At 43.1% G+C, this 19220-nt stretch carries 21 protein-coding genes; 8 read left to right on the top strand and 13 right to left on the bottom strand.

What is annotated here, in order from left to right; genetic code table 11:
• Nucleotides 1-45: 45 nt before the first annotated feature.
• Together argG and DX073_RS03405 are read left to right on the top strand one after the other, a co-directional pair.
• Entirely contained in the window at nucleotides 46-1380 is a 1335-nt protein-coding gene (gene argG, locus DX073_RS03410; protein ID WP_115005575.1) for an argininosuccinate synthase, read from the top strand.
• Between the two features lie 375 nt (nucleotides 1381-1755).
• Nucleotides 1756-3132 carry a WS/DGAT/MGAT family O-acyltransferase gene (locus tag DX073_RS03405; protein ID WP_115005573.1) on the top strand — a complete coding sequence of 459 codons (1377 nt, stop codon included), beginning with the start codon at nucleotides 1756-1758 and terminating at the stop codon, nucleotides 3130-3132.
• Between the two features lie 13 nt (nucleotides 3133-3145).
• On the opposite strand, the gene DX073_RS14250 is transcribed toward DX073_RS03405, so the two are convergent.
• Both DX073_RS14250 and ispH read right to left on the bottom strand, forming a co-directional pair.
• Nucleotides 3146-3316, bottom strand: coding sequence for a hypothetical protein (locus tag DX073_RS14250; protein ID WP_181814361.1), 171 nt, complete (start codon nucleotides 3314-3316; stop codon nucleotides 3146-3148).
• Nucleotides 3317-3465: 149 nt separating this feature from the next.
• Entirely contained in the window at nucleotides 3466-4398 is a 933-nt protein-coding gene (gene ispH, locus DX073_RS03400) for a 4-hydroxy-3-methylbut-2-enyl diphosphate reductase (RefSeq protein ID WP_115005571.1), read from the bottom strand.
• A gap of 114 nt (nucleotides 4399-4512) precedes the next feature.
• On the opposite strand from ispH, the gene gmk reads away from it, so the two are divergent.
• From gmk to DX073_RS03385, 3 genes are all read left to right on the top strand, one after another.
• Nucleotides 4513-5145: a guanylate kinase gene (gene gmk / locus DX073_RS03395; protein ID WP_115005569.1), complete on the top strand. Its 633-nt coding sequence runs from the start codon at nucleotides 4513-4515 to the stop codon at nucleotides 5143-5145.
• 86 nt (nucleotides 5146-5231) lie between these two features.
• Complete coding sequence (gene rpoZ / locus DX073_RS03390) at nucleotides 5232-5492, top strand: DNA-directed RNA polymerase subunit omega (protein WP_051225765.1); 261 nt, start codon at nucleotides 5232-5234, stop codon at nucleotides 5490-5492.
• A gap of 449 nt (nucleotides 5493-5941) precedes the next feature.
• The gene (locus tag DX073_RS03385) at nucleotides 5942-8140 is read left to right on the top strand and encodes a RelA/SpoT family protein (protein ID WP_115005567.1); all 2199 of its coding nucleotides are present in this window, start codon (nucleotides 5942-5944) and stop codon (nucleotides 8138-8140) included.
• Nucleotides 8141-8215: 75 nt separating this feature from the next.
• Here the strand turns inward: DX073_RS03385 and DX073_RS03380 are convergent, their stop codons facing one another.
• Nucleotides 8216-8998, bottom strand: a complete 783-nt coding sequence (locus DX073_RS03380; protein ID WP_115005565.1) for a M48 family metallopeptidase — start codon at nucleotides 8996-8998, stop codon at nucleotides 8216-8218.
• 156 nt (nucleotides 8999-9154) lie between these two features.
• On the opposite strand from DX073_RS03380, the gene DX073_RS03375 reads away from it, so the two are divergent.
• From DX073_RS03375 to DX073_RS03365, 3 genes are all read left to right on the top strand, one after another.
• A complete protein-coding gene (locus DX073_RS03375) occupies nucleotides 9155-9340 on the top strand; it encodes a hypothetical protein (protein ID WP_115005563.1) in 186 nt (61 codons plus the stop codon).
• A gap of 84 nt (nucleotides 9341-9424) precedes the next feature.
• Nucleotides 9425-9805 (top strand): Rid family detoxifying hydrolase, encoded by a 381-nt coding sequence (locus DX073_RS03370; protein WP_115005561.1) that lies wholly within the window; start codon nucleotides 9425-9427, stop codon nucleotides 9803-9805.
• A 64-nt stretch (nucleotides 9806-9869) separates the two neighbouring features.
• Nucleotides 9870-12146, top strand: coding sequence for a primosomal protein N' (locus DX073_RS03365; protein WP_115006368.1), 2277 nt, complete (start codon nucleotides 9870-9872; stop codon nucleotides 12144-12146).
• Nucleotides 12147-12640: 494 nt separating this feature from the next.
• Here the strand turns inward: DX073_RS03365 and DX073_RS03360 are convergent, their stop codons facing one another.
• The 10 genes from DX073_RS03360 to DX073_RS03315 all read right to left on the bottom strand — a co-directional run bounded on the left by DX073_RS03360 (nucleotide 12641) and on the right by DX073_RS03315 (nucleotide 19195).
• Nucleotides 12641-13054, bottom strand: coding sequence for a hypothetical protein (locus DX073_RS03360; RefSeq protein ID WP_115005559.1), 414 nt, complete (start codon nucleotides 13052-13054; stop codon nucleotides 12641-12643).
• Nucleotides 13055-13075: 21 nt separating this feature from the next.
• Nucleotides 13076-13555 carry a hypothetical protein gene (locus DX073_RS03355; RefSeq protein ID WP_115005557.1) on the bottom strand — a complete coding sequence of 160 codons (480 nt, stop codon included), beginning with the start codon at nucleotides 13553-13555 and terminating at the stop codon, nucleotides 13076-13078.
• Nucleotides 13556-13625: 70 nt separating this feature from the next.
• Nucleotides 13626-14159: a DUF4189 domain-containing protein gene (locus DX073_RS03350; RefSeq protein WP_115005556.1), complete on the bottom strand. Its 534-nt coding sequence runs from the start codon at nucleotides 14157-14159 to the stop codon at nucleotides 13626-13628.
• Between the two features lie 158 nt (nucleotides 14160-14317).
• On the bottom strand, nucleotides 14318-14860 hold the full coding sequence (locus DX073_RS03345; protein WP_115005553.1) for a DUF4189 domain-containing protein: 543 nt from the start codon (nucleotides 14858-14860) through the stop codon (nucleotides 14318-14320).
• A 255-nt stretch (nucleotides 14861-15115) separates the two neighbouring features.
• On the bottom strand, nucleotides 15116-15547 hold the full coding sequence (locus tag DX073_RS03340) for a hypothetical protein (protein ID WP_115005551.1): 432 nt from the start codon (nucleotides 15545-15547) through the stop codon (nucleotides 15116-15118).
• Nucleotides 15548-15622: 75 nt separating this feature from the next.
• Complete coding sequence (locus DX073_RS03335) at nucleotides 15623-16579, bottom strand: tetratricopeptide repeat protein (RefSeq protein WP_115005549.1); 957 nt, start codon at nucleotides 16577-16579, stop codon at nucleotides 15623-15625.
• Nucleotides 16580-16618: 39 nt separating this feature from the next.
• Nucleotides 16619-17524 carry a tetratricopeptide repeat protein gene (locus tag DX073_RS03330; protein ID WP_115005547.1) on the bottom strand — a complete coding sequence of 302 codons (906 nt, stop codon included), beginning with the start codon at nucleotides 17522-17524 and terminating at the stop codon, nucleotides 16619-16621.
• A 137-nt stretch (nucleotides 17525-17661) separates the two neighbouring features.
• The gene (locus DX073_RS03325; protein ID WP_115005545.1) at nucleotides 17662-18027 is read right to left on the bottom strand and encodes a hypothetical protein; all 366 of its coding nucleotides are present in this window, start codon (nucleotides 18025-18027) and stop codon (nucleotides 17662-17664) included.
• Nucleotides 18028-18079: 52 nt separating this feature from the next.
• On the bottom strand, nucleotides 18080-18601 hold the full coding sequence (locus DX073_RS03320; protein WP_115005544.1) for a hypothetical protein: 522 nt from the start codon (nucleotides 18599-18601) through the stop codon (nucleotides 18080-18082).
• A gap of 45 nt (nucleotides 18602-18646) precedes the next feature.
• On the bottom strand, nucleotides 18647-19195 hold the full coding sequence (locus DX073_RS03315) for a tetratricopeptide repeat protein (RefSeq protein WP_115005542.1): 549 nt from the start codon (nucleotides 19193-19195) through the stop codon (nucleotides 18647-18649).
• Nucleotides 19196-19220 lie beyond the last annotated feature (25 nt).

Here is a 19220-nt window from a genome sequence, read left to right as displayed (position 1 = left end):
AATTTTTGGATTGCATTCTTTTATTTTATGAAAATTGGAGTTGGTATGAGTAGCACCATTTTAGAATCTTTGCCTGTGGGCGAAAAGGTAGGTATCGCATTTTCGGGCGGTTTGGATACGTCTGCCGCCATTTTGTGGATTAAACAAAAAGGGGCAATGCCTTATGCTTATACTGCCAATCTAGGGCAACCCGACGAGTCTGACTACGACTCAATCCCTGCCAAAGCCATGCAATACGGAGCAGAAAAGGCTCGCCTGATTGACTGCCGTACCCAGCTTGCCCGTGAAGGCATTTGTGCCATTCAGTGCGGGGCGTTTCATATCACGACAGGTGGTATGCCGTATTTTAATACCACACCGCTAGGACGTGCGGTAACGGGCACCATGCTTGTAACCGCCATGAGCGATGACGGCGTGGACATTTGGGGCGATGGTAGCACCTACAAGGGCAACGACATTGAGCGGTTTTATCGCTATGGACTACTCACCAATCCTAAGCTTAGAATTTATAAGCCTTGGCTGGACGAGACCTTTATTGATGAGCTTGGCGGACGAGCGGAGATGAGCCAGTTCTTGATTGATAACGGTTTTGACTACAAAATGAGCAAAGAAAAAGCGTATTCTACCGACTCAAATATGCTTGGGGCGACGCACGAAGCCAAAGATTTGGAATTTTTGAACGCCAGCCACAAAATCGTTGAGCCTATCATGGGTGTACGCTATTGGGACGAAAGCGTGGAGATTAAGCCTGAGACCGTTACGGTGGAATTTTTTGAAGGCAATCCTGTGGCGTTAAATGGCGAAAAATTTGATGACCCTGTGGCTCTTATGCTAAAAGCCAACGAAATCGGCGGGCGACACGGCTTGGGCATGACTGACCAGATTGAGAATCGTATCATCGAAGCCAAATCTCGTGGTATCTATGAAGCCCCTGGTATGGCTCTCTTGCACATCGCTTATGAACGTTTGGTTACGGGCATTCATAACGAAGACACCATTGAACAGTATCGCATTAACGGACTGCGTTTGGGTCGTCTACTCTATCAAGGTCGCTGGTTTGACAGTCAAGCCCTAATGCTCCGTGAGACCGCACAGCGTTGGGTTGCCAAAGCCATTACCGGCGAAGTGGTGCTAGAACTCCGCCGTGGCAACGACTACTCTATCCTAGACACCAAGTCGCCCAATCTCACCTACGAGCCTGAACGCCTGTCTATGGAAAAGGTAGAAGACGCAAGCTTTACCGCCACCGACCGTATCGGACAGCTGACCATGCGTAATCTTGACATCGCTGATACCCGTGCCAAACTCGGTATTTATAGTAATGCAGGGCTTTTGGGACTGTCGGGTGGTAATGCCGTGCCACAGCTTGACAGCAAGTAAGTTTATTGATAAAAAAGAGCGAGCTGAATGTTTCGCTCTTTTTTATTAGAGCGTGCCTACCATTGATAACATTCTTATAAATTAAGTTAAAACTCTTAAAATTTACCCAGTTAAGTGGTCGGATTGTGGCTCGAAGTCAAAAACTTGTCTGATAGAAGACTTACAGCCTCAAGTTTTTTCCTTGAAAAACGTGCGATTTTTCGTGATTTTCATTGCAAATACCAATATTCAACACGTCCTAAAAAATTTTTAAAAATAGTCATGGATTGATAAAATTTTTTACAAAAATTTGTTATACTAATCATACTTTTACTCATGTCATTAAACTGTCATTCTAACCCATTTATAAATAATTTTATCAATTAAGGATAACACGTGCGTGCTTTAAATGCCATTGACCATGTATTTTTGATGCTTGAAACTCGCAAGGAGCCGATGCACGTTTCAGGTTTGTGTATTTTTGAGGTGCCTGACGGGGCGGGCAATGATTTTTTGGCAAAGTTGGTGTCAGACATTGAAGTGACACGCACCAAGCCGAGCTTTCCTTTTAATCAAGTGCTAAGCAAGGGACTGTTTTGGGAGCCAGATGGGGATTTTGATGTTAATCATCATTTCCGCCATGTCGCCCTACCCAAACCCGGTGGTACACGAGAGCTGACGAACTATATCTCACGTGAGCATGGGCTGATGCTGGACAGAGCCAAGCCGTTGTGGGAATTTCATCTCATCGATGGGCTTGCCCCTGCTTACGATGGTGGTAACGCTCGCTTTGCCCTGTTTTTAAAGATTCATCACGCCATGGCAGATGGCATTGCTGGTATGCGACTGCTTCAAATGTCGCTCTCAGCGTCCAAAACAGACAAGATGACTGCCCCGTTTTGGTCGTTATCCACCAAATACCGCAGTCAAATCAACGCCATCTTACCCATTCACAAACCGCCTCTAAAAATCATCAAAGAACAACTTGCTACCATCTATCCTGTGGGGCGAGAGCTGGTTAATAGTGTCAAAAATCACTTTGGGGAAAAGAATCCGCATTTTACCAGTACCTTTGATGCCCCCAAGTCTATCTTAAATCAAAAAATCAGCAGTTCACGTCAGCTGTCGTTTGTCTCGTTTAAAAAGGGGCGGTTTGCAAAGATTGCCGAGCATTTTGGGGCGACGACCAATGATGTCCTGCTTGCCATCTGTGCAGGGGCGTTGCGTGAATATCTACTTGCCCAAGATGCCCTGCCTGCCAAGCCACTCATCGCCTTTGTGCCGATATCGCTTCGCCGTGATAAAAGTGCCATGGGCAATCAGCTCTCTTTCATTCTCACCAACCTTGCCACGCACAAATCCGACCCTGCCGAGCGTCTATTGACCATCAAGGCGAGTGTGGATGATGGCAAACAGCGATTTTCTCGCATGAATCAGGCACAAGTCATTAATTATAGCCTGCTTACTTATGGCATGGCATTTGCTAACCTAAGCACGGGCGTGATGCCGACCCGCCAAGCCTTTAATCTCATCATCTCAAATGTACCAGGGGATAATACACCATTGTACCTTAATGGGGCAAGACTGACGGGGATTTTCCCTGCGTCGGTGCTATTAGATGGGCAGGCTTTGAACATCACGCTAACCAATTATCAAGACAAGATAGATTTTGGCATTACCGCTTGCCAAAGTGCTTTGCCACACATTGAACAGCTGATTGAGTTTTTGGAGCAGGAATTGTTGGTGTTTGAAAGACTGTTGCCAAAAGAATAAGATGACAAAACCCTTATGCCACACATCGTCTGGGCGTTGCTTGCTTGATGGACGTGGTTAATTTGGATAGGGTTTGGACAATCATGTCGTTACTGATGGTGCGTGTCTTGTTGCCATGAATGACGGTCATGATGGCAGGGCGAGTGCAATGAGTGGCTTGATGATGAGCGGTTTGGCGGGTCATGGCTGTACCTGTCTTAATTAAAATTGATGGTGGGTTACAGGTTTAGTGTAGCCCAATTAAGAAGTGGGGACAACCATTTTTCGCCATTTTGCTTGATAAATTGTAAACAGATGTTTCGTTTATGACTGGTTAATGACAAGCCCGAATGATTATCGCAAACTCTTGGGTAGAGAAAAAGTAACATTCTCTTCAATGCCCGACAGCTCGGTCGGAGCATCCGCTCCCCAGTCTTGCAAGGTGTCTAGCACTTCTTTTATCAGCACTTCGGGGGCGGACGCACCTGCGGTAACTCCGACTTTGTCCACGCCATCAAACCACGCTTTATCCATCTGAGAAGCGTTATCAATGAGGTACGCCTTTGCCCCCAGTCGTTCGGCAAGCTCACGCAAGCGGTTGGAGTTGGAGGAATTGGGCGAACCGACCACCAGCACAATCTCACATTCTTTTGCCAAAGATTTTACCGCATCTTGACGGTTTTGGGTGGCATAACAAATGTCGTCTTTTCTTGGGGCGTTGATTTGGGGGAATTTGTCTTTTAGGGCGTCTATCACTTGGGCGGTGTCGTCCATGGATAGGGTGGTTTGAGTGACAAAAGCAAGCTCTTTATCCGCCCCAAAGTCTAAGTTTGCCACGTCATCCACATCTTCGACCAGATGAATGCGACCGCCAAAACTCGTGTCAAACCGTCCCATCGTCCCCTCCACCTCAGGATGTCCTGCATGCCCAATAAGAATGGCGTCCATACCGCCTTTGGCAAATTTACCCACTTCAATATGCACCTTGGTAACCAAAGGGCAGGTGGCATCAAATACGGTCAAATCACGGCGTGTCGCTTCGTCTTCGACTGCTTTGGATACACCATGAGCCGAGAAAATCACAATCGCCCCATCAGGCACTTCGTCCAGCTCTTCGACAAACACCGCCCCACGACGAGCCAAATCTTCGACCACAAATTTGTTGTGGACGACTTCATGGCGGACATAAATGGGCGGATTAAAACGGCGTAAGGCTTCATTGACAATGGCGATGGCACGGTCAACACCAGCACAAAAGCCACGGGGATTGGCAAGTAGAATTTGCATGAAAAATTTCCAAATAACTTCACATCAAATGGCTTACTTTACCATAATTTGTCGTTTTAGGATATGACAATTTGTGCTATAATTTGTCAATCATCATCATTTGGCGAAATCATCATGACAAACACAAACCCCACCCAAGGCACGCTTTTTATCATCACCGCCGCCTCAGGCACAGGCAAGACTTCACTGGTCAAGGAGCTACTCGCCACTACCAAAAATCTCGTGGTCAGTGTCTCGCACACCACCCGTGAACCCAGACGTGGTGAGATTGATGGCGAGCATTATTATTTTACTGATAGAGATGAGTTCATCCGCTTGGTGGGGGAGAGTGAGTTTTTGGAGCATGCCGAAGTGTTTGGCAATTATTATGGCACCAGTAAGACGGCGGTCAATGATTTGCTCAGTGCGGGTATGGACGTGATTTTGGAGGTTGATTGGCAGGGGGCGTTGCAAGTCAAAAAACTCATTCCCCAAGCGGTGATGATTTTTATCCTACCGCCAAGTCGTGATGCCCTACGTAGCCGTCTGATGAACCGCAACCAAGATGCCACAAAGGTCATCGAGACCAGACTGGCAGGGGCGGTGCGTGAGATGCAAGAGTATGTGAACTTTGACTATGTGGTGATTAATGATGATTTTGATGTGGCATTATCCGAGATAAAATCCATCATTACTGCTTATCGCCTTGCCATCGACAAGCAAACGGCACGCCATGAAAAATTAATCAGTCAGTTATTGGCGAGTTAGGGTGTGTCAAACCTTAATTTTCCACTTTTAAAATAGTAAAAATCTGTTATAATAATAAATTGTTATCAATGTAAAGAGTGTGATTTATGGCACGAGTGACGATTGAAGATTGTTTGGATACGGTGGATAACCGTTTTGATTTGATTTTGGTGGCGTCAAGACGAGCACGTCAGCTTGCCACAGGGCGTGCCGACCCATTGGTGACTCCCGAAGGCGACAAGCCAACCGTGCTTGCCCTGCGTGAGATTGCCGATGGTCATGTGACCCGTGCGATTTTAGATAAGCCCGAAGAAGTGTATGTGAAAAAAGAACCGCCACCGTTTGATCCAACGGCTAATGGTTTTTAAAATCATATACAGTCCTAAAAACCATGCTTTTGGCGTGGTTTTTTGTTTTGTTATTCATTAAACTTTCTGATTTTATCATAAAAATAACCCCATAAAAACGGATAATTTTTCCTTGACAATTTAACGAAAAACTGATTAATTATAAGGTTCGGATTGGGGATTTTTTAGATAAAATCATGCCCCATTTCAAGAGCTTTTTGTTGGGGCGTGCCTGCCTTTTGTATTTGCAATGAAAATCACGAAAAATCGCACGTTTTTCAAGGAAAAAACTTGAGGCTGTGAGTCTTCTATCAGACAAGTTTTTGACTTCGAGCCACAAGATTTAGCCATTTTTCATGCAAAAACGATTGATTTATTTTCACAATATTTCTATATTGTAAATAGTGTTATAAAGGGTAGGCACGCCCTAATTAAACAACCAACCAACACACTACCGAGCCAAACCAATCATGTTAGCCAACTACCACGCCGATAATATCCCCACACGTTTTAGTCATCCTTTGGTGGATGAAGCCAAAGACAGCCTGATGAATGCGGTCAGTTACTTAGATGCCAAAGAGCGGGCGGACGTGCTACGGGCGTGCCATTTTGGTGACATGGCACACATCAAGGACAAACGCAAATCGGGCGAGCCGTACATCACGCATCCCATTGCGGTGGCGGAGATTTTGGCGGGGTTCTCACTTGATAAAGATTCTATCATTGCTGCGATTTTGCATGACACGGTAGAAGACACCGAAGTCACCGATGAGCTCGTGGCAAGTGAGTTTGGCGAGACGGTGGCACGGCTGGTGGATGGCGTAACCAAGCTAAAATCGGGCAACATGAGTAAACAGCAGTCACAGGCAGCGACTTTTCATAAGATTTTAAATGCCACGCTCATAGACCCCCGTGTCCTTATCATCAAGCTGTCTGACCGCTTGCATAACATGAGTACCATGGATGCAGTGCGAGAAGAAAAACAAAAATCAACCGCTCGTGAGACGTTGGATTTTTATGTGCCGTTCGCGCGCATTATGGGGCTAAACGACATCGCTGACTACATCGAGCTTTTGTGTTATCGCAACCTTAACCCTGTCATGTACAACAAATTTAATGATAAGCTGTTACAACATGGTTTGGGGCGTAATTTTCAAAAGATTGAGATTAGCACTTATCTACAAAACTTGCTAGGACATCTAAACCTAAAAGGACATGTGCAGGTGCTGGACAACCGCACAAGTATGTATCGGCAGTTCTTTAAAAACCGTGGGCAAGCCAACCGCTTGATTCGCCAATATGATTTTGAAGTGGTGCTAGAAGACATCGGGGCGTGCGACAAACTGGCGTATCATCTCATTCAAAAGTTTGAAATCGCTGACCGTAACATTCAGGACAATATCCGTAAACCCTTAGCAGGGGGCAATCAGTCGCTGTCGCTGATTTATCAAAAAGATTATAACTTCATCAAAGTCACGCTCATGACCGCACGCATGAAAGAAGCGTCTCGCTTGGGCGTGCTTGGCAACAGCAAAAATGACATCAGTCAGTCGGTGATACAGGCAAGTTTGCGTAACATGAAGGATTTGGCGGCGGTCGAAGGCGAAGATGCTGAGACGTCGCTTAAAGTCATTAATGAGCTTATGAGCTATCTGCATGAGCGTAAAATCGTCTGTTATAGCCCCCAAGGGCGTGCCTATGAGCTACCCCGTGGGGCGACGGCACTCGATTTTGCCTATGCGGTCGGGCCTGCTGTGGGTAACATTGCCACAGGGGCGGACATCAATGGTGAGCATGGTAAGCTTGGGTTGGTATTGGCAGATGGTGACACCGTGAGCATTGATATTGATAAAAATGCCACGCCCAAGGCAGATTGGCTTGGCTTTGTGGCGACCAACAAAGCCCGCAATGAGATTTTAAAATTCCTAAAACATCTGCCCCATGACCAAAAAGAGCATTATGGCAAAGAAGCCTTGATGCGTGCCTTAAAGCCTTATGATAAAACACTAGATGACTTATCCGAGCGGGATTGGGCGGATATTTTGGCGTGGCGTGGCGTGTCAAGCCAAAGTGATATCTTCCTACAAATCGCCACAGGCACACTACTGCCACAGTTGGTCGTCTCTCGTCTGTTTAGCGAAGAAGTGGATGTGGCAGACGGGGCAGAGATTACCCAAACTAAGCATTTATTGGCAGGCATTAAGGGTGTGGAGATTACCTTTGCCAGATGTTGTAATCCCATGTATGGCGATAACATCGTCGGACATCTGTCAGCACGTCAAGGGCTGACCGTCCATCGTCATAAATGCTATTCACTAGAAAACATCCGTGCTGAGAATCCTTATCAGGTCATACAGCTCAACTGGAAGTCGGATATCAAGCTTGACCATGCCAACTCGATTGGACAGCTGCATTTTCCTGCCACACTCAAAATCCACGCCATGCTAAATGAAGAGCAGATGAGTCAGGCGATTTATGAGCTGCGTGATTTGAACATTGGTATTGAGCAGACATCTGTCAAGGCAGATGAGAAATCAGGCGGTGGGGTCGGGGCGACCTTTATACAGGTGGTGGTGCGTTCCCGAGCTCATTTAGAAGAAGGTATCATGAAGCTACGCCAAGTGCTGGGCTATCCTAGTATCATGCGACTGTATCAGATGCCGACCTAATGCTCTGTGCTTTTGCACAAAACAAGCCCTGCCAATGTGCAGGGTTTGTTTTCGACCATGCCATGATAATTTAGATTAATGTTTGATGGCACGCTCATAGATGGCACGGTTCTCAGGCAGGAGCTTTTCCATCGCTTGAATACGACTGTCGTTATTGGGGTGGGTAGAGAGAATGCTACCGACCTTGCTACCACCACCTTTTTTGGCGTTCATCTTTTTCCAAACGTTGATGGCATCAGCAGGGTTGTAGCCTGCCATCGCCATCAGTCGCATGCCTAGGGCATCCGCTTCGTATTCGTGATGGCGAGAGTAGGGTTTATCAAGTCCGTATTCGTGTAACACACTTGCCCCGAGATTGACCATGTCGGCATTATAGCCTGTATTGGCTTGGACAGCGGCGGCACCAAGTTGTACTGCCAAACCAGATAGCACGCCTGCCCCCATTTGTTTTTTGCCGTGTTCTAATAGGGCGTGAGCCATCTCATGTCCGACAATGGCGGCAATCTCGCTCTCGGTCAAGTTATAATTCTCAGCCAGTCCTGTGTAAAATGCCATCTTGCCCCCTGGCATCGCCCAAGCATTCTCGGTTTTATCCCTAACCACGGTCATTTGCCAGTCAAAACGTACGCCTGTGTTATTTAGGGAGTCGGCATGTGGTCTTAGGCGGTTAAAAGCACGTTGGACGGTCTTGGCGGTGTTTGAGGTGGTGTCAATCTTGGCTTTGCTAAGCATTTGCTGATAGTGGGAGCCTGCTTGGGCGTTTAGGGTTTTGGTGTCCATGCCTACCATGTCAGCAACGGTTGTGCAACCTGATAGGGTTAGGGTAGCACTAAGTAGGGCGATGCTTAATTTTTTCATAATAAAAAGTCCTAATCGAGTAAAAACCATAAAATTATCATAGCATTTTCAAAGTTTAAAAACAATATGGTGAACGGGTGCTTTAACAATAAAAAACACTTGAATATTCATGGTAATTTGTTTAATATAATCTTACCATTTTTTAGGGAGTAAGCCATGTGTTGTCAAATTGACCTAAATTCTAAATCTGACGTGGTGCATTTTTTGGGCAAAACCGAACCCAATCTTTTGCCAAAGACATCCGATAATGTCGCAGGTAACATCGTCTATACGGGCGAGCCTGCCATGAGTCTGTGGGATAAAATCGTGGCTCGTTGGCAAGCCAACAGGATGAGTAAGTAATAAGTGGTTAAATAGAAAATAAATGTTGTTAAAATAAATAGTATTTTAACAACATTTAAGCACAGAACTATCTTAGGAGTAACCATGTCAAAACAAATTATCCATACTGATAACGCTCCAAAAGCGGTGGGAACATACTCACAAGCCGTTAAAGTGGGCAATACCGTCTATGTCTCAGGTCAAATCGGACTTGACCCTGTAAGCATGACCTTGCGTGATGGGTTTACCGCCCAAGCTGAGCAAGTGTTTGATAACATTGAAGCCATTGCCAAGGCAGCGGGCGGTAGTTTGGCGGATGTGGTGAAGTTTAACGTATCATTAGATGATTTGAATGATTTTAATGAATTAAATCAAATCTTTGAAGCCCGTCTCACCGCTCCTTATCCTGCCCGTGCCGCCTTAGAAGTCTCTGCCTTACCAAAAGGGGCGTTGGTGGAGATTGAAGCGATTTTATATATTGAATAAAAATTTTAATAAATGTCAATGTAAGGGCGAATACCGCCCTTATTTTTATGTTAAAGACCGCACCATGCTAATCCAAGTCGCCTTACCCGTACCGCTTTATCGCCTGTTTGATTATCGTGTGGCGGACGTATTGCCACCAACAGGCGTGCGTGTCAAAGTGCCGTTCGGTCGCCAAGAGCTTATCGGTATCGTGGTGGGGCATGTCCACCCCGATGACAGCGATGTGTCACAGGATAAATTAAAATCACTCATTTGTGTGATTGATGATGAGCCGATTTTTGATGAATATTTTTTTAAACTTGCCCGATGGCTGTCGTCTTATTATCATTATCCGCTGGGCGATACGATGGCGGTCATGTTGCCCACGCTTATCAAGGCAGGAGCGGATGTCGGCGATGACGTGTGGCGATATCGGGCGGTCGCTCACGCTGATGATGAGTTTGTCAAAGGCGTGCTAAGCAAAACCGCCAAAAAACAGCACGCTGATTTTGCCGTTATCCGTGATAACCCGAACGCCACCAAACACACCTTGCGGATGCTTGGGGTAACAGAGCGAAATTTGACACTATTTGTCCAAAAAGAGCTGATAGAATGTCACACCGCCCCAAACACACCGCCCCTGCCTGCCCAAGTGGTGCAAAAGCCACTGATCCTAAATGACGAACAGCGCTTGGCACTGACGCAGATAAGCCAAAGCATACATGACGGGCGTTATCAAGGTATATTGCTCAATGGCGTGACAGGCTCGGGTAAGACCGAAGTGTATCTACAAGCGATGGAGCAGGTGCTGGCACAGGGTCGGCAGGTGCTGATTATGGTACCTGAGATAGGACTGACCCCACAGAGTCGGGAGCGGTTCTCGGCACGCTTTGGGGCGAATGTCGTGGTGTTGCACTCATCATTAAATGACAAAGAACGGCTGTCAGGGTGGCAGGCGTGTCGGCAGGGGCAAGCCCAGATTATCATCGCCACACGTTCGGCACTGTTTTATCCCTTTGCCAATTTGGGGTTGATTATCATCGATGAAGCTCATGACACAAGCTTTAAACAGCAAGACCATCTGCGATATCACGCCTGTGATGTGGCGTTATATGTGGGGGTGTTAAAACAAATTCCTGTGGTGCTAGGCACGGCAACGCCCAGCCTTGAACAGATCAAACTTGTCCGTGATGGCAAACTGTATGAATGCAAACTTACCAAACGGGCAGGGGGTGCGATACCGCCCACGTTTCGCCTTGTGGACATGCGAGTAGGCACGCTGTGGCAGACGGACATGACAGGCGAGAGCCGTGATACTGAACTGGCTCATCAGACGGTGCAGGCGGTGCGTGAGACCTTAGGGCGGGGCGAGCAGGTGCTAATGTTTTTAAATCGCCGTGGCTATGCCCCGATTCTCTTATGTGGGGCGTGTGGCTGGCAAGCGGACTGCGTGCGGTGTAGCAGTCATCTGACCTTGCACAAAAACCCCTTTAAAAAAGCACGTCATGCCAATGAGCAGTATCTGTATGATTATCTAAAATGCCATCATTGTGGCTATCAGGTGGTGACGCCCAAGGTTTGCCCGAGCTGTCATAGCCCAAATCTTGTACATTTGGGGCAGGGGACAGGGCAGTTGTACGAAAGGTTGCACGGCATTTTTGCCAATCCCCAAACCGTCCAGACCCCTTATCCCATCGTGCAGATAGACCGTGATACGGTGCGTGGCAAGGGGGCGTGGGATAGACTGTATGAACGTGTTAGTACGGGCGAGCCGATGATATTGGTAGGCACACAAATGCTGGCAAAAGGTCATCATTTTCCTAATGTCACGCTGGTGGTGATTGTCAATGCTGATAGCGGATTTTTGTCGCCTGATTTTCGTTCGCCTGAGCACACCGCCCAGATGATTATGCAGGTGGCAGGACGGGCAGGGCGTGCAGGACGAGCAGGGGAGGTGCTGATACAGACCCTAAACCCTGATAACCCATTACTGCTTGATTTGATACGCTACGGTTATGAGAAATTCGCCCATGACTTATTGGCAGAACGGTATGGGTTGGGACTACCTCCGTATAGTCATGCGGTACTGGTGCGGGCGGATGCTCATCGGCTTGATGTCGCCAAAAATGCCATCATCGGAGCAAAAAACCATCTGCCCCAAGCTCATCCCTTTGCCGTGCTTGCCCCCATTGATGCCCCGATGGTCAAGAAAAACAACCGCTTTCATGTGCAGATGCTCATCCTTGCCAAAGAACGCAAAGTGTTACATGACGTGTTGGCATGGTGGTGGCAGGACGTGCTTGCCCTGCCCAGCTCTCGGGGGGTCAAGATGGCGATAGACATTGACCCTGTGGGATGGTAGATGATCAAAGTGGTTTTTCTTGATAAAATCATCAAAGGTCATGGTATTTTTTTGGGTTAAATTGGGATTGTCTTTTTGGACAAAGACAAAAAAGACAAATTCGCCTTGATTGAGTTTTCATTCACATATCACGCCATTTTTAAATAATCTTAATTTTACCAATAATCATCATAAATACGCACCGTATATTTATTATCGCCTACCGTATAAAGAATAAAAGCAATTATTCGCCCAATAGTTACCATTTACCGAGATAAGCTCCAAATTTTTCGGCACATCAATCAATTCAAATTCAAATTCAAATTCATAATAAGACTTAGGATTTAAATTGGCGATGGGGTGGTTATTTGCACCAATTTATCATGGCTTTTGATATGTTCGGGTAAATGATGAATTTTGGTAAAAGTTTGGGCAACGGTAATATTAGAACATAAAACCGTTCCAATTAAAGCGAATAACATTAACTTTTTCATAACGATTTCTCTCTTTTGATATCAAGAATTGATTAATAAATACAAAGAATTTAAAATTGGCAATTCTTGATTGCATTGACGAATTTCCTTGATGTCGCCAAATTCATCATTCATTGTAATTTCTAAATATATATCTTCTTTACCATTAGCAAATTTGCGATGAGCAAAATAATAATGTACATTATCACCAAAAAATTCAGCATATTGTTCTTGAATATTGTCAAAATAATCTGTTTTGGCAGTAATGCTATTTTTTGTTATATCAAAATAAGTTTCGGCATTGTTATTTTTAAATTGATAACGAATTAAATCACCATTATCTTTTAGACTAATGTGGTTATTGTCTGTATCGGTGCATTCAAAATAAGTTTCTGCATTAACAATATTAGAAAACAAAGCCGTTCCAATTAAAGCGAATAACATTAACTTTTTCATCACGGTTTCCTTTTAAATCAATTAAGGTGTGGTTTTATTGCCATTTTCATCATAGCAAATTTTTTGATAGCCTGCATCGCCAATACTGCCAAATGCCCCACAAACAGCAAAGCCATTAGCATAATCATAACTGATAAAACCTGTATAATTATCCAATGGCAAAATCATTTTTCCGTCCAAATTCATCACACCCATTTGCTTATTTTGTTTGACAATAAAATAAAACTGCTCTTTATGACGAGTTGAAAAAGTTATATTATCATAATAAGCACTCATTTCGCCTTCTGGTTTGATAAGCGTGTATTGCCCCATAGCTTTTTTGGCGATGGCGTAATGGGTATTGGGGCAATAAGTTAAATGATGCCCTTTAATTTTTGGGAATTTATCACAGTCAGCAACGGCTTTTTCTCGCTCATTTTTAATTTCAGAGACGATGGACATACAGCCTGTTACACTGGTAAAAGCGATTAAGGCTAGGGCAGATAAAGTGAGTTTTTTCATTAAAATTTCTCTTAAATGAATCGGCACACACCATTTAAAGATTTATTTTAAATGGTGTGTTTGGCATTTATTAGGATTTTTTGCTTGTATGAATTTTACAGGCATTGGGGCTTTTATCTTCGGCTTGGCATAATTGCATCGCTTTTTGTTTGGCTTCATCGCAGCTTGCACCGCCGTGGCTATACATCACCTCACCAACTTTGGCGATGGCGATACAGCCATTTATCATGGAATAAGCCATTCTACAAGGGCTACGGCGACTGCTTTGCTCGCATTGACCAAGCGTAAGCTTGTCTTGTATTGTCCAATCATTTTCGGTGGGTGTATCAGACAGTGTAATCATGATGCTATTATCAAAAAATGGCTTGTTGTCTTTTGTCCAAGCAAGTCCAATATATTTATGTTGTACGCCACCATAACTGTAACCGCTAGAGCTCATATTACCATAACCGCCAGAATTGCCACAATTTGGATTATAACCATAAGAGCATAATGATTGTTGATTATGCAAATCGCCTGCGTTTGTATGGGAAATAGCCGATTGGCTAAATAAACTTGCCCCTCCTATAATTAGGGCGGTGGCAGAAAGTTTTAAAATTTTCATACATTTTTCCTTTTAAAGTTAAGATTAAATCCTAAGGTGTGTACAACGCACCATTTTTGTCTTAGGTTTTTAATGGTGCGTATTACGCACCTTACTTTTTTGGGCGAATAAAAATAAACACTTTCGCCCAATTTTTTTAATAAATTAGACTTAAAAAATTAAGACTTTCTGGTTTTGTAAATTTTACAAGCATTAGGATTGCTATCGTAGGCTTGGCATAATTGCATTGCTTTTTGTTTGGCTTCATCGCAGCTTGCACCGCCGTGGCTATACATCACCTCACCAACTTTGGCGATGGCGATACAGCCATTTATCCACGAGGTGGCAAATTTGCAAGGGCTACGGCGACTGCTTTGCTCGCATTGACCAAGCGTAAGCTTGTCTTGTATTGTCCAATCATTTTCGGTGGGTGTATCAGACAGTGTAATCATGATGCTATTATCAAAAAAGGGTTTGCCGTCTTTTGTCCAAGCAAGCCCAATGTATTTATGATGTGTACCACTATAACCACCAGAATTAACATTACCATAACCGCCAGAATTGCCATAACTACCATAATATGCGGCATTATCACGATTGCCCGTCCAGCCAACATTGCCACAACGCCCAGAACCACCGTCTTGACACGCCAATGCCGATTGGCTAAATAAACTTGCCCCTCCTATGATTAGGGCGGTGGCAGAAAGTTTTAAAAGTTTCATAAAAGTTGGTATTGTTAAATAAAGATAGATTTTAAGGTTTTCCGTTCGGACTGAGCTTGTCGAAGTCTAGGAAAACCGTTATGGTTCGACAAGCTCACCACGAACGGCTTTCTAGAAAAGTATACTCAATTAACAATACCTAAAAGTTTTCCTTTTAAAGTTAAGCCGTGAGGTGCGTACAACGCACCGTTTGGCGTTTAGTGTTTAATGGTGCATATTACGCACCTTACTTTTTGAGGAAATAAGGTTTAATAATCAACTTGGTGTGACATAATTTTCAATTTTATCTACTTTGATTTGTTTGGGATTACACAAAATGGTTTTTGAATTGGGTTTATCTTGATTGACAGTGACCCCTGCTTCTTTTCTAGGTGTGTCTAATTCTTCACGGTTTTCGTCCACATTAATCGTACTAGAAAATACGGTGTAGGTATTGCCTTTATAAGGCATTGTCCAATGATAACCGCTTGTTAACTTCCAATGATCTTCGGTATAATCAATCTTATGTTTGGCAATGGAAAATTTAAGCTCGGTCTTTTTGCCTTTGCCAAACTCATAAGTAAAAGTATCGCCATTGTCCACCAATTTGATTTGTTTGCCATTGGTGGTATTGCACAAAAACACCGTTTCAGCAAAGGCAGGGCTTGCAATTAGGGCAAGGATTAGCGGTAAAGCAAATTTTTTCATAAGATTTCCTTTTAAAGTTAAGGTTAATTGAATTGGAAAAAAGAATATCATTCCCCAATTCATTTTATTAAATCATTATTGATAGCGTTTGTCTATGGTTTCAATCGCCTGATTTAAGTCTTGATAAAATTGATAGGTTTGGCATATTTGCTGTTTTGATTCTAAGTCTGTTTCGGTGTCGCAAGACCCTTTTAAGAACTGCATTCTTTCGCTGTCTTTATATTCATCATAAATTGCCAACGATTCACAACCGTCTTTATTACCATTATTACACGCCCGTTTTGCCCAGCCATAAGCATCAATGGCGTTTTGTGTGTGTTTGGTTAATTGCTGGATTTTGTCATCATCTTGCACAATCCAAAAGAACAAACCAGAAAATCCCCCCAAATAGGCTTGGGCAGGGCTATATCCCATTTCGGCAGATTTTTTGATGTGATTAAAAAAGTCATTTTCATTTTGATAAAGTTTCTCGGAAATATCTTTGGGTAATATTTCGGCAACTTGCGATAATACAAAATACGCAGGAGCAAAACCATTTTCGCCAAGCTCTAATAATAAATCCACGCCTTTTTGAATATCGGCTTTATTTTCTTGATTGAGATAATAATATGCCAAATTCATTTTTGCGTGTGGTTGATTTAATTCACTGGCTTTTTTAAACCATATTAAGGCTTCATCAACTTTGGCATTATCCAATAACATCGTGGCATAATTATTCATCGCATTGGCATTGCCATTTTCGGCAGATTTTTTATACCATTCTATCGCTTTTTTCTCATCTTTTTGGGTATGAACGCCAAGTTCATACATTTTGGCAAGATGATATTGAGCGTCTTTGTCGCCTTTATTGGCTTTTTTCTGAACGGTTTTAAAATTCATTGCTTTTAAAGCCGTTTCATTGGCGGATAATAATTGCCCCTGTGCATCAAAATCACCATAAGTGGTGCGGATAATGTCAGGGGCTATCTTTGCTATGGCAGGGGCAGAAAATAGGGTGGTGGCAAGCAGGGCGGATAATAGAAGTTTTTTCATAAGTTTTCCTTTAAGATAAAAATTAAATAAAATAAATCATTAGTCATCTACTTTATTCATTGTTTCAACCAAGCGTTTATTTAATTCATAACTTTCGCAGGCAAGCTCATCGCCTTTGGTGCATTTGTCTTGATGGTCGCTCAAATCTTGGGTTTTATAAGGGGCGTATAATTGCTCCACTTGACAGGCACGCTCCACGCCATTGATACACGCTCGTTTTGACCATTTATACGCCAAGGCAATGGGCAAAATGCGGTCTTCTTTGTCAGGACTCATGACGCCCCATTGATAATAATTTGCCAATGCCATTTGAGCGGGGGCAAATCCCATTTCGGCAGATTGTTTAAGATAATTTAAGGCACTTGTTTCGTCTATATAGATGGTTTTGGCAATGTCATCAGGCAATTCTGTATCAATTTGCGATAGAATAAAATAGGCAGGGGCAAAGCCATTTTTGCCAAGTTCTAATAATATGTCCACGCTTTTTTGAATATCCATTTCTTTTTTAATATTCTCAATCGCCAAATTCATTTTGGCGTGCGGTAAATTTAATTCACTTGCCTTTTTAAGCCAAGATAGAGCAATATCGCTATTTGATTCATTGTTCATTAAATAATTGGCATAATTATTCATCGCAAAGGCATTGCCATTTTCGGCAGATTTTTTATACCATTCTATCGCTTTTTTCTCATCTTTTTGGGTATGAATGCCAAGCTCATACATTTTGGCAAGATGATATTGAGCGGTATTGTCGCCTTGATTAGCTTTCTTTTCTACTGTTTTAAAATCCATCGCTTGTAGGGCGGTTTCATTGGCGGATAATAATCGCCCTTGTGCGTCAAAGTCGCCATAAGTGGTGCGGATAATGTCAGGCTGTACCTTTGCTATGGCAGGGCTAGAAAATACAGCGGTGGCAAACATGGCGGATAGTAAAAGTTTTTTCATAAAACAATCCTAACATTTAGGGAAATTGGGCGAATAAAAATAAACATTTTCACCCAATTTTTTTAATGGGTTAAAATTTAAGGGTAAAATAAAAGTTTCATAAATTTCCGCTTTTAAAATTAGAAAATGCTAGCCTTTTATTTATTATAAGCACAAATTTTGACCTCGGCAAAAGGGTAGGCTTCATCGTCCAACTCAAAAGCAATGCGATATTTGCCTGTTTGCTTGATGTCGTAAATAACGCCCCATTCATCAGCATCATTATCTTTTAGGGTTTTGCCTTTTGGGTCTTTGACGATTTCTGTAATGGGTTTACTACTTTCAATACCAATGCGAATCCATTGATTTTTCTTTAAATTTAAAGTAAATTCACGATTTGCCAAACTGCCATCAAAATAACCGCATTCACTGCCTTTGGCAAAGGCAATAGGAGTAACGACAGGTTTTGCCAATGCAGGGCTTGCAATTAGAGCAAGGATTAGGGGGAGAATAAATTTTTTCATAAAAGTTTTCCTTTTAATTAAATTAAAACCAAATTAAAATATGATTACATCATCATTCATAGCATTTGTATATATTGTCTAGCTCGTTTTTGATGTCATTATTAAATTCATAGGCTCGGCAAAAGTCTTGTTTTAATTTTTGGTCTGTTTGGCTTTCGCATTCTTTTTTAAACTCGCTTAAATCCCGAGTTCTTAACTCATCATAATATTCTGCGGATTGACAGCCCGTCTCATTGCCATTATTACAGGCTCGTTTTGCCCACCCATAAGAATTGACGATATTTTGTTTTGATTTTGATAATATCGCATTTTCATCTTTGGCTTTTTCGCCACTTTCGTCAATATCCGCCCCAAAGAAAAATAACATACCAGAAAACTGTGCCAAATACACTTGGGCGTGGCTATATCCCATTTCGGCAGATTTGATGATATGATGGGTCAAATCTTTTTTATTGGGATAGAGTTTTTGATAAATGTCCGTAGGTAATTCGTCAGACAATTGCGATAATAAAAGGGTATTGTTAATTGAGTATACTTTTCTAGAAAGCCGTTCGTGGTGAGCTTGTCGAACCATAACGGTTTTCCTAGACTTCGACAAGCTCAGTCCGAACGGAAAACCTTAAAATCTATCTTTATTTAACAATACCAATAAAAGATAAGCAGGAGCAAAGCCATTTTCACCAAGCTCTAATAACAAATCCACGCCTTTTTGAATATCGCTTTTGCTGTTAATATAATACATTGCCAAAGCCATTGTGGCGTGTGGCTGGTTTAATTCACTTGCCTTTTTAAACCAAGATAGGGCAACTTCACTGTTTGGCTCGTCCTGCATTAAATAAATGGCATAATTATTCATCGCATTGACATTGCCATTTTCGGCAGATTTTTTATACCATTCTAGGGCTTTTGTTTTATCTTTTTGGGTGTGAATGCCAAGTTCATACATTTTGGCAAGATGATATTGAGCGTCTTTGTCGCCTTTATTAGCTTTCTTTTCTACTTTTTTAAAATTCATCGCTTGTAGGGCGGTTTCATTGGCGGATAATAATTGCCCCTGTGCATCAAAATCACCATAAGTGGTGCGGATAATGTCAGGGGCTACCTTTGCTATGGCAGGGCTAGAAAATACAGCGGCGGCAAAAATGGCGGATAGTAGAAGTTTTTTCATAACTACTCCTTAAAAATTATGGGTT

Origin of the sequence: Moraxella lacunata (genome assembly GCF_900453205.1) — a bacterium.
In the GTDB taxonomy this organism is placed as follows: Bacteria; Pseudomonadota; Gammaproteobacteria; order Pseudomonadales; family Moraxellaceae; genus Moraxella; species Moraxella lacunata_B.
This window is presented reverse-complemented; position numbering and strand designations above follow the sequence as displayed.